This is a genomic window from Verrucomicrobiales bacterium (assembly GCA_016793885.1).
Lineage (GTDB): Bacteria > Verrucomicrobiota > Verrucomicrobiia > Limisphaerales > UBA11320 > UBA11320.
The window spans coordinates 20083-36004 of record JAEUHE010000230.1; the positions used below are offsets into that span (position 1 = coordinate 20083).

Annotated in this window: 13 protein-coding genes; 4 read left to right on the plus strand and 9 right to left on the minus strand. The window is 57.4% G+C overall.

Annotated elements, in window-relative coordinates:
* Nucleotides 1-6: 6 nt before the first annotated feature.
* Both JNN07_25060 and JNN07_25065 read right to left on the minus strand, forming a co-directional pair.
* A complete protein-coding gene (locus tag JNN07_25060; protein ID MBL9171026.1) occupies nucleotides 7-756 on the minus strand; it encodes an SDR family oxidoreductase in 750 nt (249 codons plus the stop codon).
* Between the two features lie 102 nt (nucleotides 757-858).
* A complete protein-coding gene (locus tag JNN07_25065) occupies nucleotides 859-1476 on the minus strand; it encodes a DUF937 domain-containing protein (protein MBL9171027.1) in 618 nt (205 codons plus the stop codon).
* 178 nt (nucleotides 1477-1654) lie between these two features.
* Here JNN07_25065 and JNN07_25070 point away from each other — a divergent pair, with 178 nt between their 5' ends.
* Both JNN07_25070 and JNN07_25075 read left to right on the plus strand, forming a co-directional pair.
* Nucleotides 1655-4354, plus strand: coding sequence for an MMPL family transporter (locus JNN07_25070; GenBank protein MBL9171028.1), 2700 nt, complete (start codon nucleotides 1655-1657; stop codon nucleotides 4352-4354).
* 1119 nt (nucleotides 4355-5473) lie between these two features.
* Nucleotides 5474-6100, plus strand: coding sequence for a DUF4410 domain-containing protein (locus JNN07_25075; protein ID MBL9171029.1), 627 nt, complete (start codon nucleotides 5474-5476; stop codon nucleotides 6098-6100).
* 626 nt (nucleotides 6101-6726) lie between these two features.
* On the opposite strand, the gene JNN07_25080 is transcribed toward JNN07_25075, so the two are convergent.
* The 4 genes from JNN07_25080 to JNN07_25095 all read right to left on the minus strand — a co-directional run bounded on the left by JNN07_25080 (nucleotide 6727) and on the right by JNN07_25095 (nucleotide 9906).
* Nucleotides 6727-7146, minus strand: a complete 420-nt coding sequence (locus JNN07_25080) for a YjbQ family protein (protein MBL9171030.1) — start codon at nucleotides 7144-7146, stop codon at nucleotides 6727-6729.
* A 476-nt stretch (nucleotides 7147-7622) separates the two neighbouring features.
* Nucleotides 7623-7988, minus strand: coding sequence for a VOC family protein (locus JNN07_25085; protein MBL9171031.1), 366 nt, complete (start codon nucleotides 7986-7988; stop codon nucleotides 7623-7625).
* A gap of 698 nt (nucleotides 7989-8686) precedes the next feature.
* Entirely contained in the window at nucleotides 8687-9415 is a 729-nt protein-coding gene (locus JNN07_25090; GenBank protein ID MBL9171032.1) for a hypothetical protein, read from the minus strand.
* Nucleotides 9416-9714: 299 nt separating this feature from the next.
* The gene (locus JNN07_25095; GenBank protein MBL9171033.1) at nucleotides 9715-9906 is read right to left on the minus strand and encodes a hypothetical protein; all 192 of its coding nucleotides are present in this window, start codon (nucleotides 9904-9906) and stop codon (nucleotides 9715-9717) included.
* Nucleotides 9907-10562: 656 nt separating this feature from the next.
* Between JNN07_25095 and JNN07_25100 the strand changes: the two genes are divergently transcribed.
* Nucleotides 10563-11195 carry a hypothetical protein gene (locus JNN07_25100; GenBank protein ID MBL9171034.1) on the plus strand — a complete coding sequence of 211 codons (633 nt, stop codon included), beginning with the start codon at nucleotides 10563-10565 and terminating at the stop codon, nucleotides 11193-11195.
* 239 nt (nucleotides 11196-11434) lie between these two features.
* Here the strand turns inward: JNN07_25100 and JNN07_25105 are convergent, their stop codons facing one another.
* Nucleotides 11435-12784 carry a Gfo/Idh/MocA family oxidoreductase gene (locus JNN07_25105; protein ID MBL9171035.1) on the minus strand — a complete coding sequence of 450 codons (1350 nt, stop codon included), beginning with the start codon at nucleotides 12782-12784 and terminating at the stop codon, nucleotides 11435-11437.
* 202 nt (nucleotides 12785-12986) lie between these two features.
* Between JNN07_25105 and JNN07_25110 the strand changes: the two genes are divergently transcribed.
* Entirely contained in the window at nucleotides 12987-13547 is a 561-nt protein-coding gene (locus tag JNN07_25110; GenBank protein MBL9171036.1) for a hypothetical protein, read from the plus strand.
* A 317-nt stretch (nucleotides 13548-13864) separates the two neighbouring features.
* On the opposite strand, the gene JNN07_25115 is transcribed toward JNN07_25110, so the two are convergent.
* On the minus strand, nucleotides 13865-15409 hold the full coding sequence (locus JNN07_25115; protein ID MBL9171037.1) for a leucine-rich repeat protein: 1545 nt from the start codon (nucleotides 15407-15409) through the stop codon (nucleotides 13865-13867).
* A gap of 45 nt (nucleotides 15410-15454) precedes the next feature.
* A complete protein-coding gene (locus JNN07_25120) occupies nucleotides 15455-15592 on the minus strand; it encodes a hypothetical protein (GenBank protein MBL9171038.1) in 138 nt (45 codons plus the stop codon).
* Nucleotides 15593-15922 lie beyond the last annotated feature (330 nt).

Consider the following 15922-nt stretch of genomic DNA (forward strand, 5'->3'; position numbering starts at 1 on the left):
CGCGCCTCAGGCGATCCGCATCGTCAAGCCACCGTCGATGGTCATGGTCTCACCCGTGATGTAGTCGTTCTTGACGAGCTCCGCGATGAGGGTGCCGACCTGCTCCGGAGTTCCTTCGCGATGCAACGGGATCCGTTGCTCCAGATTCAGCTTTTTCTGCGCCTCACTCATCGTGGCGTGAAAAGCAGTCCGCACCACCCCCGGAGCCACGCAGTTGACGCGGATGTTGTCATTCGCGAACTCGCGGGCCAGCGCTCGGGTGAACTGAGGAATGGCACCCTTGGCCACCTGATACGCGACGTTGGTGACGATGCCCCGGATGCCAGCAGTTGAGGAGATCAACACGATCGCCCCCTCCTTGCGCTCGCGCATGGATGGAATCGCAGCCCGACACAGGTAGAATATCGCGTGGACATGAGCGTCGAAGGCCCCGTGCCATTGTTCCGGGGTCAATTCGAAGAGCCCACCGGGGACCGGTCCGCCTGCTGAATGAACCAGAACATCCAATCGACCGAACTCCTGGATCGTTTCCTGAACCAGGCGGGTGGACTCGGCGGGATCGGCTAAATCCGCCAAGATGAGATGGGCTCGACGCCCCAGAGACTGAATGCTGGCCAAGGTCGCGAGCGCTTCCGCATCCTTGTTGCGGCCGCTGATCACCACATCGGCACCCTCGCGCGCCAGCACGAGTGCCGACGCCGCTCCGATACCTTTTGTTCCGCCTGTCACCAACGCCACTTTGCCGCCAAGATTCATACAATAAGCTGCCGAAGGAACCAAGAGCGGCCGCCGAGGGGCCGCTTCCATCCAGAAACGAGCAACCATCGGCCGTCTATCTCGGGGTTATTCACCGGGACCCTAGGTTGGGAACATTTCCACGTCAACCCCCGCAGCTCCGGGCAAGCAGTTCTCATTCGGACGCAACCTCCGGGGGTATGGAGTTCCTGCTTGAGCAGGTTTGACGCTCGCTCTCGCATCGATGCCGCCTCCGCCTAGCACGCTGGATTGCGGCTCAGTGGGTGGTGGATCCGTTCGGAAAAGCTTCGTGAGATCCCCCAGGCCGAGCCCCTGGGTACCCTCTCCCATTATCCTAAACACGCCACTTTCCAAGTCTCCCCCCGAGACTGATTTGCCATCGGGTGTCAGCTTGTCGATCACTGTCGGCAGCAGAGCCGCCAGGCCCTGAGCGGCTTGGTCCGCAGCCAAGCCCATCTGCTGGGCCAACTGGTCCACCTGGACAGCCCCGAAGACCTGTGTGAATTGCTCCCCCGTGATCGGAGGGTTCGATCCGTGGCCTACCCATTTTCTCGCCAGCTCACCCAATCCGTGCTGCGCAAACTTCTTTACAACCCCCTCGACCCCGCCCCCCTGAGTCAGCAGAGCCATCACCATCTTCAACGCATCACCCTGAAACTGCCCTCCGTTCCCCTTCAGGCTCCCCACCGCATGGCTCGCCACATTCTCAAGTAAGCTCATAGATTCCAATCTGGTTGCGGGCGGAACATATTGTTAAGCTTGGCCTAAGTCATCAACAAATATGCTGAGGGAACAGGAAGCGTTTCGCGCCTTGCCACGTTAAGTCGAGATACGCCAAGTTTATGTAAGATTCAGTGCCGGTATGCGTCCATTGCACGAACATCTAGCTGGTCGGCTCTTGAACAAGCTGGCTTTTGCCCTCGAGAATTATCCTAGGTGGTTCGCCTTCTCGCAGGTCCTCCTCCTGGTGGGCGCCGTTGTCTACACCGCCACCTATCTCCGCTTCAGCACCAATCGCAACGATCTCGTTTCAGCACATGAAAAGTATCAGCGGACTTTTCTAAAACTGAAGGATGAGTTCAAGTTTCAGGACAGCTTGGTGGCTATCGTCGAAAGCGAGGGTCAGCAAAAAAACAGGCAGTTCGTTGAACGACTAGCTCTTAAGCTTCAAAGGGAGCCAGACCTTTTTGTCGACGTCTATTTCAAAGGTGATCTGAAGCAAATGGGCCCCAAAGCGCTCTTCTTCCTGCCCGAGGAAACGCTGGAGGATTTGCGGCTGGCCCTTGTCCAGTATGCGCCGCTCATCGAGACATTCTCTCAGGTGAACAGTTTGAACTCACTGCTCGAATCGGTGAGTCACCAGTTGCGAAGCGCGCCCGACCCCGCCAGCGCCCAGCAACTACCCATGGCGCGAACGCTGCCTGTGCTCCATCGGATCGTGGAGGAGGCAGCCAAGAGCATTACTGAAGCAGCGGTGCCTCCAACCCCTGGAATCACGGCGTTGTTCGGCGATCGTCCCGGGCTCTACCTCACGTTTGCCGGCGGTCAAATCTATGCCGTCTTCGCCAGCGCTGCGCGCGAAGAAGTGGAGGGACGCGCGATTGATCGTCTGCGCGAACTGGTGCTCGAGACCCAGTCAGAGGTGCCTGGGGTGAACGCAGGAATAACCGGAGAACCGGTCTTGAAACATGACGAGATGGCTCAGGCCCAGCGTGACGTACATCGGGCAGCTCTGCTTTCATTGGTTCTGGTGGCTGCCATATTTATCTACGGCTACCACGAGATTCGGCGGCCGCTATTGGCGACGATCTGCCTGCTGGTCGGGATCGGCTACACGCTCGGGTTTGCCACGCTCACCGTGGGTCGCCTCAATATCCTGAGCATCACACTGGTGCCCATCTTGATCGGGTTGGCCATCGATTTCGGGGTCCACCTCATTTCCCGCTACGAGGAAGAGCTGCGCGCCGGAAAGAATCGACGTGCGGCCATGCATAAGGCGCTCGTGTTTTCCGGCATCGGCATCTTTACCAGCGGGTTCACTACTGCCGGCGGTTTCCTGGCCATGATCCTGACAGATTTCAAAGGAGTGCGGGAGATGGGTCTTATCTCTGGAATCGGCCTGCTGGTCTGCTTGGTTCCCATGATGACTCTGCTGCCATTGATGTTGGTGCGCGGGAAAACTCCGGGACCCGATCACCTGATACAGCAAAGTCGGGGCCGACGGGCGAGCCTCGAGCAGATCTGGCTCAAGCGTCCGAAGCTGGTGCTGGTTTGCGGCATGACCCTCACCCTCTTGGCTATCGCGCGATTTCCCCACTTGGATTTTGACTACAATCTGCTGCATCTGCAGACCCGGGATCTGCCATCGGTCAACTTGGAGGAGAAACTGATGCAGTCGGGCTCCCAGTCGCTTCTGTCGGCCATAAGTGTGGCGACCTCGCTCTCCCACGCCCTCGAACGAGAGGAAACCATGAAGGCGTTGCCGTCCGTGGCTAGCGTGAACTCGATGGTGAAGTATCTGTCCGGGAACCAGGAGGGAAAACTCCGATCTCTACGCGAGATCAAAACGAGGGTGGGCGAGATTCGGATTCCCTCACCCGACACCAATCCGGTGGACATCGCCAATCTAGAGCGAAGCCTCGGTTCGCTGGAGTTGTATCTCGGGGTTGGCCTTGGCAATCTCCTCCGACAAGGCGAGAATACCAAGTTCGTGGCGGACCTGCGTGGGTTGCGGGATGCGGTGGCAAGCTTGCGCAGGACGATTGACCAGAACGGCCCTCAGGCAGCCTCAAGATTGACGGCATTCCAGCAGGGGCTGCTGGGCGACGTGCAGGAAACGCTATCGCTGATTCGGAACCAGGATGTGAGGCGACAACTGACCGCACAGGACATCCCGCCATTTCTCCGTGAGCGCTTCATCAGCCCTTCGGGCAAATTTCTGCTTCAGATCTATCCACGCGGGGACGTGTGGCAGCGCTCCGCTCAGGAAGAGTTCGTTCGTGAGCTACGAACTGTGGACCCCAGCGTGACTGGCTCGCCGGTGCAGATCTACGAATACACATCGTTGGTGAAGGAAAGCTTCCAAAAAGCCGGCGCCTACGCCGCCGCCGTAATCGCCATCATCGTAGCCATGCATTTCCGGCGCCTTGACTCCGTGGTGCTGGCTTTCCTCCCGGTGGTGCTTGGGTTCTGTTGGACGCTCGGGGTGATGACGCTGATCGGTCTTCCGTTCAATCCGGTAAACATCATGTCTCTGACTCTTTTGATCGGGATCGGGGTCACGAACGGAATCCATATTTTGAACCGCTTCGCCGAAGACCCACACCCCAGCATTTTGGCCACGAGCACCGGCAAGGCCGTTCTGGTCTCGGGTCTCAATACGATCGCGGGATTTGGCAGCCTGTTGGTCGCTAAGCATCAAGGGATCGCCAGCCTCGGAGCCGTGATGGCCATCGGCACCGCGCTGTGCATGGTGGCTTCGCTCACGGTGCTTCCCGCGGTCTTGAACTTGCTCAACCAGTTCGGGTGGAGCATGACGAGGAAGCGGAAGGCCGACCTCATCCGCAAAGCCGAGTTGCCTCCAGTCGGGGGTTCTTAATTTCTTCTACCACTGGCCCCTCCGTTTGTTAGGTCGGACTGCTCAGGTCGCTGTAAAACGTAAGAGCGTTGCGATCCGGCGCGACGTATGTCCTGGGTACCAAGAATGGGGTTCGTCTTTTTGAACATAGAGATTCGAGTGGTTCAAGGCAGGCGTGTTCGTGGGCCACACCTGAGCTACGCTGGTTCAACCGGAGTTGGTTTACAAGGCAGTAAGGGTCAGTTGAAACAAGTGCACGAGCGGCGATGACCGATTCCATCGGAGAGGCCAAAGCAGCACAGGAGTCTCACCTTTACCTTCAAAAAAGGGGACTATACAAGCTGTAGGCACTTCCTCGCATGAGTCCCCGAAGCCGAAGCCCAGAACCCGCAGGGTTCAAAGAGATTAGCCGGGGCGTGGAGCGCAGCGACACCCCCGGTCTGTCGGCCCCCTATTCGATAGCACCCTGAAAGGCGTGCCACCCGTCGGCGAACGGACTGACCAACTGATTAGGTTCTGTGAGGAGTGGTGGCGCACGTCTCAGAAGCCGGTGGCATCGCTCCGCGATGCTCGGTACTTACAACAGTTCCGGGGGTGCGAGCACCCCCGGCTAAATCTCTTTGAACCCTGCGGGTTCGGGCTCTGCCGGCAAAGCGAGAGACGCCGGCGTTGCCGAGCTTGCCTGGTCCCCACTTTTGGAGGTAAAGAGGAGACAGGGGTGCCGCACTCCATAAGGTCAAGCGCCTCGCGAAGCGTTTTGGTGTTGATCCTGAAGCGGTCCGATGAGGTTTATCGCTCGATGGTCCTGTAACTCTCTGTAAGCATCACTCACAAGTTCCTCGACCAAGTGTTAGAATCCCACAGGGATTCCGCCTCAAAGCCCAGGGTTGGCGCGAAGCAGGAGCGCCTACCCTGGGTTAGTCGTCGTTTTCCGGCCAACCCCATCGTGGGTTGCGGATCGGAGCTCAGACTACAAATGCCGGCTGCGACCACGGATGTCTCGGATGGCACGGATGGAAAATGACGGGGAGCCCCACCGTGAGGACTGGAGGGCACAATTGACGCTCACACAGACATTGAAATACGCTCCCTTGTCAACTCGGTCTTGACCAAAAGTGCAGCTCCAGGCCACCGTGACTCATGACTACGATCGCTCGACGGAGGCATTTACTTCGAACCATTCACGCCCTGAGCCTTGGATTGATTTCACTCCTGTTGGCGGGATGCGGCTCCATCTCCAAGATCCAACCCTCGACGGAAGGTCAGTCTACGGATTTGACCAAATACTCCCGAGTCGTTGTGGCGTCCTTTGAGGACAAGGTGAGTGAGAAAGCGAAGGATCCAGAGGTCCAAGCCCGACGACGGACCGGCGTCGGACGCTTTCGTGAACTGCTAGCTCTCGAGCTCCGATCATCAGGCGCCTTTGCGCACTTTTCCACCGAGGCCTCAACCGAGCCCAATACCCTGCTCATCGGTGGGACGGTAACTCGGTATGTCGAAGGAAGCGGCTTCGCCCGCCTGGCCATTGGAATGGGCGCCGGAAATGCCTACTTCGATGCGACAGTGGAGATCCGCGATGCGGCCACCAAGCAGCTGCTGGGGACTGTCGTGGTGGACCGCAATAGCTGGGGCGGCGGCGGAGTTTTCTCGATGTCGCAGACCTTGGATAACTTCATGAACGAGGCGGCCAAGAATGTCTCCGCGCAGATCGTAGCGGCCAAGACCGTCGGACGCTTTACGCCGCCCAAGAACACGCGCCCTCGCTAAATCGATTTTCGGTGGTCACTGCCACCGAGACTCCGCTACGCCTGTCCGACAGCGCCGGCTCAAATCCCTTCAACAGGGTCTTTGGAATTCCCGACTTCGTGGGGTTTGGACAAAAGCGGTAGAGAGCTCTCATCTTTACCTCCCAAAATGGGGACTAGACAAGTTGGGCCTTACAGCACCTGCTCACCTTGGTCTTAGCGGGTCCGAACCCGCAGGGTTCATAGACATTAGACGGGGGTGCTCGCCCCCCCCGGAACCGATAAAAATACGGAGCATCGCGCAGCGATGCCACCGGCTTCGGAGGTTGTCGCCCCCCCCACTCAAGGAACAAAATCCGTTCCGGAGTCCACTGGCCGACGGGTGGCACGCCTTTCAGGGTGCCGTTCAATAGGGGGCGGTAGACCGGGGGTGTCGCTGCGCTCCACGCCCCGGCTAATCTCTTTGAACCCTGCGGGTTCTCGGCCGCGGAATCAGGAACTCCCCCGAAGAAGTGAGGATCTCCGACATCTTGTCTACTCCGCATTTTTGGAGGTAAAGATGAGAGAGGGCTACCGCTCTTTATACCGGCGGAGTCGACCCCTCAACATGTCGCAGCCAGAAAGCGAGGAACCCACGCCTATGGAAGTTCAATCCCCGATGATTTTGACCAGCACGCGCTTCCGGCGTCGGCCATCGAATTCACCGTAGAAGATCTGTTCCCACGGTCCCAGATCCAGAACCCCTTGCGTGATGGCGACTACGACCTCTCGTCCCATGATCTGACGCTTCAGGTGAGCGTCGGCATTGTCTTCGCCGGTGCGATTGTGATGGTATTGAGCCACCGGCTCGTGCGGGGCCAATTTCTCGAGCCACACGTCATAGTCGTGGAGCAGACCATCCTCGGCGTCGTTGATGTAGACGCTGGCGGTGATATGCATCGCGTTCACCAGGCAGAGACCTTCCTTCACCCCCGATTGCTTGACTAGCTTCTCAACCGTCGGAGTGATGTTCAGATATCCGCGCCGTTCCGGCACATCGAACGGGAGGTATTCGGTCAGCGATTTCATGTCGGAAGGAAAGCCGATTTCCAGCCCGGCACGCCAGCCTTTCGGGACGGATTGTTTGCGACTCTGGACCTTCTGACGTCAGTAAACCTAAAACCGGGAATACCTTAACCACGGATTTCACGGATGACACGGATCAAGACCAGGTTGTGACATTTCCTAACGGGACGATCGCAGTTCCGTTCAGAGTGATGAGGAGGTCCGTTCAAATCCTTGTCCATCCGTGCGATCCGCGAAATCCGTGGTTAGAACTTCCGTCTTCAGGATGAACATTTCGGACCTATCGTTCCTCTCGGAACAAGTGATGAAGCTCTACTCGGTAAAGCATCGATGTCGCTTATCTCCCACATCGCGACATCCAGAAAGCAACCAGCGGCGGCGTCCCGGGCTCATTCGGGTGGCTTGCGGGCGAGGTTCGACGTGAAGGACGCCAGCGCTACGCCACAGGAAATAGTTTTCACCCTCAAGTATTCCCGTTGCTAGGGTGGACTGCCCAGGTCGCTGTAAAACGTGAGAGCGTTGCGATCCGGGTCGTAGAGCGAGAACTCACGCGTATGCCATGGGGTAATGCGGACGCCATCGGCGCTGCACTCGACGCCGCGTTGCTGATACTCGCGGAAGACGGCATCGGGTTCGTCGACCTGAAAGCGCAAACGAATAGTGCTCATCTCGTGAGGATATTGGAATTGCATATGGACTTCGACCTGGTCGCGGCGGAAGCCAACGTAATTGGGTTCGGCTGGGTGGTCCTGGAAAGCGAGTTCAAACCCGAGTCGCTCAGTGTAGAACTCGATGGCGCGACGAATGTCCCGGGTACCAATAATCGGATGCGTCTTTTTGAACATAGCGATTCGAGTGGTTCAGTGTAGGCGTATTCCTGAGCCATACCCGAGCTACCCTAGCCCAGCCAGAGTTGAGCCTACAAGCCAGCAAGGGTCAGTTGAAACAAGTGCGCGGGCGGCGATGACCGATTCCATCGGAGAGGCCAAAGCGGCACAGGGGTGCCGCACTCCATAACGTCAAGCGCCCCGCGAAGCGTTTTGGTGGTGATCCTGAAGCGGTCCGATGAGGTTTATAGCTCGATGGTCCTGTAGCTCACTCGAAGCATTACCCATAAGTTCCTCGACCAAATGTTAGAATCCCACAGGGATTCCGCCTCAAAGCCCAGGGTTGGCGCGAAGCAGGAGCGCCTACCCTGGGTTAGTCCTCGTTTTCCGGCCAACCCCATCGTGGGTTGCGGTCGCTTTGGCGTTTGGGTGATCGCCGATCCGCTTAAAAGCGGAACTCCGTGCGGGGCAGCGGACATCTGAGCTACCTTCTGGCCGGCCATCCGACGTTGAGGATGAACGAACGACCTCGGCATACCTGCCAAGACTCCCGGAATCACCCACCACAGCAGACCGTGTTGTGAGGTGTTGCGCACGGTGACGAAAGCGCGATAGGGGCTAAAGCCAGGACTTGAGCGCTAGGAGCGGCCCTACTCGTCCGCATCGGCAACCAGGGTGACCCGCCCGCATTCGCTCGAGTGCTTTTGTCGGGCATTCTATTTCTCGCGTAGAGTGGCGATGCCTGGAATGCCTTTTTTCGTTTCGATTCTTGCCATCGTCTCTAGGGCGGCGTCATAGGCCGCCTTTGAGGGTCTGTTCGTGTTGCTATCCCACATCAGATTGTAGTCCTGGCCAGTCCGGAACGCTTTGAAGTAAGTGGCGTCCTGCAGGAGTGTGCAAGTACCGGTCATGCCGTTAATGACCTGCTTTCTGTTATCTGCGACGGCCTCTTCGGCTTGTTTTTCGCTTTCTCTCTTTAAATATTCCCAACCGGGGTGGTAGTCCGCCGCCACTTGAGGTTTCCAGGATTTCACTCTGTCCAGGACCCTCGCATACACCTTCGGCTCTGCGGTAATCGCAGGATTCACTACTTCTCCCAGCTGTTGATGTGCCGCGCCGCAGGCGAGCATTGGATTGTTCCCGCCGGTCCCGCGGGGAGGAAAGAGCGCTTTGTCAAACCGCGAGCGAAATCGGGCGACGTACAAGAGGAAGCCTGCATCTTCTAGACGCTTTTTGTGAAACGCGACAGCGCAAGCAACATAAAGGATCCCCGCGGAATAGTGCTCGGATGAACTAAGGACTCGGTCGAGCGCGGCCGCTGAAGTGGAACCGAGGGCGTTCGGACTCAACTGATGGTAAAGCGACTCTTCCGCACGGCATTGCGCTCGTGACGTTGAAATGCTGACTGAAAGGGCAACTAGAGCGGTGATGAGCAGTCTCTTCATGAAGTGGTGCATTGTGCCGCCTAACGTCAAAGAGCGCCTAGGCTTGTTAAAAAGCGGATGGCCAGTGGTGTATTCAGACGTGAAGGGCCTTTGCCCGCGAGGTAGGCCTCAACGCAATCGTCTTGCTCCTCCATTCTTCTATCGTCCAAACCCATACTTCGGTTGAGCAGGCTCACAAAATGGTCACGGGTTCGTGGGCCCTAAATCGATCCTTCCGGCATGGTTATCCTTTTTTAGGGGGATATGGAAATCACGGGAAGGACACTCAGGCAATCGCCATGAGGTCAGCGCTGTTCGTTTCATTGCGACAAACGCGGCGCGACAACTTCCAGCAATAGACACAGGATCAAAGGAGCAACCATCAACACCGCCACCGCCAAAAATCCAAGGAACACAACAAAACGGCGGCGTTGGAAGATTCGTGCCAGATCTGTCTTTTCCCAGTGACACTCACCTTCTTGAGTCCCGGCCTCCAGGATGGTTTTGGTCATGTCAAATCCTCCAAGAAGATTATGAGCCAAGACCATCAGTGTGTTTAGAGCACCTCCGAGGGACCACCACCCAAGGAACACGGAAGACACCGAATGCGCAACTCCTCTCCATCGGCGGCTCTGCCCTGGTGGGATCCACACAAGTGTGGCTCTGGTGAATGAGAAGAGAATCAGGGATCTGCAGGAGAGATAGACGACGAATGAACCACCGCGGCGGTGCTGCTGGACACGAAGATCGGACAAGTCGCCCAGTCGTAGAGGTCGTTGTAGGTGCAGATCCATGCTCGATCGTTCATGAAATTCGCTACCCGGAGAGGCACCAGTCGTTGTTCCTAGGTGTCAAGATTGCCCACTCCGCAAACTATTCCATCGGCACTGGACCTCCGCTGCTGAAACGATCGGATTGATCTAATTGATGGCCACCACTTTGCACAGCCTCTGGGCGAGGCGCGTGCGGGCCAGGGATCACATCTAATATTTAACAATGGGAGCATGTGATCCGGAACAACCTCTTGAAATCGTAATTGGTTCAGACGGGACAGGAACTAGAAGCACCCAGCTTGTTGAGGCTTCCCGCGCGCTTGTATTGACGGTTGGTCAGGGTGGACTAGACCTCCAACTATTTTGGTCTTATCATCCCCGGCAAAGCAAACTTCATGAGAACGATTCTTATTCTTGTCAGTCTTGCGGTAGTCCCCGCGCTCAGCCTACTCGGCCAGGCTAGCCTGACCTACCAAAACTCGCTCGGTATCGGGAAGGAAAAGTACATTTTTATGCCTGATCCCTCGGCTCCAACGGTTGCTAGGTACGGTGGAAGCCTGGAGGATTACGCCACCTTCACAAAAGTGGCAGGACAGGGGTTCTTCGCTGAGCTTTGGATGTCTCCTGCCAAAGACCAACCCGAAGACACCTTGCGGCCTGTTCCGGGTTCGGTTGTTACTTTCCGACAGGGAACAACAGCTGGCTTGATCGCCGGGAAGCCCAAGCTCGATATCCAGGGTGTGCAGTTGCAAGACACCGTTACTCTCCAACTCAGAGTGTGGGAGAATTTCGAACGAACGGTGAAGACCTGGGAGGAGGCCATACAGATGGGAAGCATTCGAGGCAGCTCTCCTCCTTTCAACTACTATTTTCCACATCCAGAGGACTTCGACCTCCCTAACGTGACCGGGAATATCGCGAAGGGATTAACCTATTTCAGCCTCACCGTTCCCGAGCCTTCGATGGGTTCGTTAGCTCTGATAGCTCTGAGCGGCCTAGTGTTCGGTCGATTTTCGCGGAGGTTCTGATCTTTCACTGATCTGTAGGAGAAATGAGCCTCTCGCTGCTGTTCTCCCGACGTCGTCGCTAAGTTTGCAGTGTAGGAGACGGTAACGAGGCTTGGTTCATGGAGAGAGGCCGTCGGACTTCGAGTATCGTTCAGCAGGTGCCCCATCAGGACGTTTCGTTGTACCCACGAATTGGTAGACCTCGGCCTGCTAGAACCACCCCGACTCAGAGTCGCGGTGGCTATAAGTCCGACAGGCTGCTAAAGCCCCTTCACTTCCCAACCCTTACGGTAAGTGCGTCGCACGAATGGATTCGCCTCTTTGACATCGAAGGTGAGTTTGCGCGCGTTCCACTGCAGGGTGGTGTGGGGAAACCGGGTGGCCACGCTCCCTAACAAGACCGCCTCGGTGAGGGGGCCGGCGTAATCAAAATTGGCCTGCGTTTTGTCCTTCCCGAGAATCGCATCCACGAACTGATGCCAGTGGTGAGCCCGTTCCATCTTAGGCTTCTCCATCCCGGCATACTGGTCCACGGGGAACAGCTTCGGACGGTCGATGTGGGGGAGCAGCATCACGCCCTTCGTTCCGATAAAAATACTCCCTTGATCTGGCAGCCACGGACGCTCCGAGGAAACAACGGCTGGCTTTACCAGAGATTGAATCTCTTTGGGCGGACGCTGATCGCCGTCATACCAGGTGACCTTCACGGTCTTGCCCTCAGTGAACTGGGTGCCAGGGAAGACATAATGAATCACCGCGTCGACGGCCCAGGAATGAGCATTGGGCGACGGCCCCTCGCTTCGCACGCTCAGCGGGGCCGTCAGGGCGAGAGCCTTGAATACCGGATCATAAATGTGGCAGCCCATGTCCCCGAAGGTGCCGGTTCCAAAGTCGAGTCGCTTACGCCAGTTGCCCGGATGATACCATCCATCGCCGATGAACGGACGATCCGCGCAGACACCTAGCCAAAGGTCCCAATCGAAACCCGCCGGGATAGGATCGACTCGATCTGGCTTCGCTTCGGTGTCCCCCCACTTCTTGCTGCTCCAAGTATGAACCTCTTTGATCTTGCCGATGACGCCTTCCTGCACCATGCGGACAGCGGCGCGATACTCCCCGGAAGAGTGAATCTGAATTCCCATCTGGGTAACGAGCTTCTTTTCCCGGGCGAACTCGGTGAGCCGACGCGTTTCGTAGATATCATGCGTGAGCGGCTTCTGTCCGTAGACGTGGAGACCGTGACGCATGGCGCTCATACCCATTGCAGCGTGCATATGGTCCGGGGTGGAGACGTTCACGCTGGTGAGCTCCTTTTCCTTTTCCAGGAGCTGGCGCCAATCCTGGTAAACACGCAATTCAGGGAACTTCTGTTTGAGGTCGGCAGCCTTCGCTGGCTCGACATCCGCGACAGCCGTCAACTGAACGTTCGGGTGCTTGATGAGCTCCGACAGATCCGCTCGCGCCATACCCCCAGCTCCGAAGCTGGCATGCAGCACTCGATTCGAAGGTGGAGCAGAGATCAGGCGAGGAACAAACCAAGGGAGAGCCAGAGCGCTGGCGGTCGTGGTCTTGAGAAACCTACGGCGAGAGAATGAACCGGACGAATGCATGCCCGAATGTATGCAGAGCGTGACCTCGGTGGCAAAGACCAATTATCAGACCGATCGTAAGCGAGTTCTGGGGTTTCGGAGGGGGAGAGAGGATCTGGATCAAACCGAATCCCTATCCAACAAGCCGTCGCATACGTCTAAAGTCGGATAGAGGCATCACGCTGATTGAGCTATAAACGGGCTCAGGTCTATGGAAATCCTAATGACGATAGTTTCCAACGTATTGCTGTTTCTGGCCGCCGTGCTGAGCGCGCAACTGGCCGTAGCTTGGGGTGAACTGGGAAGTCACCCGCTTGAGGGAGACAAGAGCGGCTTTGCCGGTTTCGGGGCCGTCGTTCTCCTGATGCCCATGCGCTGGCTTATGTTGGCGATTCCGATCGCCGTAGGAGCCCGCCGCGTCGCGCTCGCGGCTTCGATCGCCAACCCGTGGCCCAAGATCGCCGTCCTACTCGCGCTTCATCTCGCCCTAGGGATTGCCGCCTACTGGGTATTCGATTGGATCATGCAGGAGATCCGCGCAGGCCATGCCGGGCCACAGCGATTGGCCGTCTTGTTTGGGCTGCTCCTACCAACCCTCATTTGGTCATTGGCGTTCGCGGGGGTCAATCGCGGGTGGATCTCCCGCCACGGGTGGATCGCGTGGATCCTGATGGGATTGATGATCTGGAGCCAGGTGGCGACTTGGCGGCAGGGTTACACTCGACCGCAGCCTTCAGCCTCACCCTCGCCCACCGCTGAGCCGGACGGCCTCCCGGAGAAATAGATCGGCTGCGCCGCTTCTAGACTGAGCCACTCGGCCGCTCGGAGTCCGCTCGGGGAGCCCGTTGGGATCAGGAGCCCGTTGGGGTCGGATCTCTTAACTCTGCTATCTGACGCTTCACCACTCAGTTTGTCGTCGTCCCGATGCGGATCCGATCCAGGTGATCCCGAAAAACCCTTCCCCGTTCGTTTCAGTATATACCACCACTCGGACACATCGATCTCGAACGGCCTTGCCATGCCGGGACTCTATCGACAGTCCGCAAATCTCGCGGCCAATATCAGAGTTAAGAGATCTGAGGCTGCGCGGTCCCTGCTAGGCTAAGGGGAACGGAGGCGGAAAAACCGAGTGGGGTGGCTGGCCCATTGCGGATCGCTGAAGTAGGACGAACCATCGGCCAGGGTGTTGGTTCCCACCGGTGACCAAAGGGAATCAACTACGCTGGGACTGGCCTCCACGACCACGGTCTTACCGCGAGCCCAGCGGATCGTGAACTCAAAGGGGTTGGCCTGAATGCCGAAGCCTGAGTCACGAGGCAAGATCTGGGGCCTCCAAACAGCGGTCGGGCGACCTCCGAAGGTTGATCTCCAGCTTAGCGCATCAGGCAAGTAGTAGATGGTCAGGTCGCACGAACAACCGAACACCGTCTCCCCCGAGAGGCTTGGGCGGGTACCCTCGAAATAGACATTCGCCAGGCTGGTGCAACTATGGAATGCCCCGTTTCCAATGAACTTGACGCTATTGGGGATCGTTACACTCGTCAGGCTCACACAGGAATGGAATGCATAGTCCCCAATGCTGATGACCTTGTTCGGAACGGTGTACCTTACGGTATTGCCTCCTGGACACTGGATTAGTGTGGTCAGGCTTTTGTCGAACAAAACTCCGTCCACGCTGCCGTAGTTCGAATTGCCCGCATCCACGGTGATCGCCGCTAGGCTGGTGCAGCCAGCGAACGCGTAGTCGCCGATTCTGACAACACTGCTGGGGATTGTGATAGCCGCGAGGCTCGGGCAGTCGTAGAACGCCGCTTTGCCGATGCTGGCAACACCGTTGGAGATTCCGACGCTCACCAACTTGAGACAGGCGAGGAAGGCCGTCTCTCCGATCGTGGTAACGCTGCTGGGGATGATCACACTCGTGAGACTGGCGCAGCCGATGAACGCCGAGTCCCCGATAGACAGAACGCCGTTGAGGATCGAGACACTCGCCAGCCTAGTGGCGCTAGCGAACGCCCGATCGCCGATGCGGATGACTCGGTCGGGAATCGAGTAGCTCCCGGACTTGCCCTCGGGACATTGGATCAGCGTGGTCAGGCTCTTGTTACACAGGACCCCATCCACGCTACGATAGGCGGGGTTGTCCTCATCCACGGTGATTTCCGCCAGGTTGGTGGAGGCGGCGAACACCCCAACCCCGATCATTGTGACGCTGCTAGGAATCCTGATACTCGCTAAGGTGGTGCAGTCTGCGAACGCCGCGTCCCCGATGTTCGTGAGGTTGTCGGGAATCGTGATGCTTTCCAGCAGAGTGCAGCGAGCGAACGCATAACTCCCGATGCTCGTAACGCTGTCGGGTATGGTGACATTCGTCAGGCTGGAGCGATGAAAGAAGGCAAGGGACCCGATTGCGGTGACCGGCAGACCATCGATGGTGCTGGGTATCGTTGCTACCCTCCCGTTTCCGAAGTATCCGGTGATGGTGACCTTTCCGTCTACGGCGGTGTAGACGTAGTCGGCCGGTTGCGCCGACGCAGATAGAGCTAAAACCAGAGGCAGCAGCCACCTCAGAGCGCAGACGTCACTAAAGTGCCCGGCCACGGAATTCGGCCAGGCATCACTAGAAATGCAGGTGCTTGGTTGCATAAGTATTCCTCCACTGAAATGCGCTTCTCAATTCTACGTGGACCATCAAACTTTGGGCTTCTTTTGACGAGACAAATGTCTGACGGTGTCGTCGATGTGGATGGCGGCGATGACACGCATCGCGCTCACCAAGTAGAGCTCCGCCTTCATTCCCAACTGTTTCGCCAAGCAAGCAAAGCGCATGTGGCGGCGATTCCAAGCAACAGCGCCCCGCTAGGCTCAGGCACGATGTAGAGCCCGATATACTCTAGAAGTTGGGGAGTACAACCAATATTATAGCCCAATTGAGGTTGGCTATGTGCGTCCAACCCGCTTAATCGAAAATCATGAACCAACCCGGTAGTCGCACGCGGAACGCTACCATCTGCAAGAACTCTGAGGTGGCCCCAATAGTCCGGCCACTTGGAGGGTTAGTTAAGCTATGGTGGCTTGGTGTGGGAAAGGTGTAGTCCATCAGAGATGGAGTCTCAATGTTTTAGTTTCGGTGTGTCGTTGGAGATTTGGAATTTCGGC

What these genes read in the sequence shown, in the direction of transcription:
- JNN07_25105 (MBL9171035.1), bottom strand. Translation starts at nt 12,784, where the DNA reads ATGCATTCGTCCGGTTCATTCTCTCGCCGTAGGTTTCTCAAGACCACG.
- JNN07_25095 (MBL9171033.1), bottom strand. Translation starts at nt 9,906, where the DNA reads ATGACCAAAACCATCCTGGAGGCCGGGACTCAAGAAGGTGAGTGTCAC.
- JNN07_25060 (MBL9171026.1), bottom strand. Translation starts at nt 756, where the DNA reads ATGAATCTTGGCGGCAAAGTGGCGTTGGTGACAGGCGGAACAAAAGGT.
- JNN07_25115 (MBL9171037.1), bottom strand. Translation starts at nt 15,409, where the DNA reads ATGCAACCAAGCACCTGCATTTCTAGTGATGCCTGGCCGAATTCCGTG.
- JNN07_25085 (MBL9171031.1), bottom strand. Translation starts at nt 7,988, where the DNA reads ATGTTCAAAAAGACGCATCCGATTATTGGTACCCGGGACATTCGTCGC.
- JNN07_25100 (MBL9171034.1), top strand. Translation starts at nt 10,563, where the DNA reads ATGAGAACGATTCTTATTCTTGTCAGTCTTGCGGTAGTCCCCGCGCTC.
- JNN07_25110 (MBL9171036.1), top strand. Translation starts at nt 12,987, where the DNA reads ATGACGATAGTTTCCAACGTATTGCTGTTTCTGGCCGCCGTGCTGAGC.
- JNN07_25090 (MBL9171032.1), bottom strand. Translation starts at nt 9,415, where the DNA reads ATGAAGAGACTGCTCATCACCGCTCTAGTTGCCCTTTCAGTCAGCATT.
- JNN07_25120 (MBL9171038.1), bottom strand. Translation starts at nt 15,592, where the DNA reads ATGCGCTTTGCTTGCTTGGCGAAACAGTTGGGAATGAAGGCGGAGCTC.
- JNN07_25065 (MBL9171027.1), bottom strand. Translation starts at nt 1,476, where the DNA reads ATGAGCTTACTTGAGAATGTGGCGAGCCATGCGGTGGGGAGCCTGAAG.
- JNN07_25080 (MBL9171030.1), bottom strand. Translation starts at nt 7,146, where the DNA reads ATGAAATCGCTGACCGAATACCTCCCGTTCGATGTGCCGGAACGGCGC.
- JNN07_25075 (MBL9171029.1), top strand. Translation starts at nt 5,474, where the DNA reads ATGACTACGATCGCTCGACGGAGGCATTTACTTCGAACCATTCACGCC.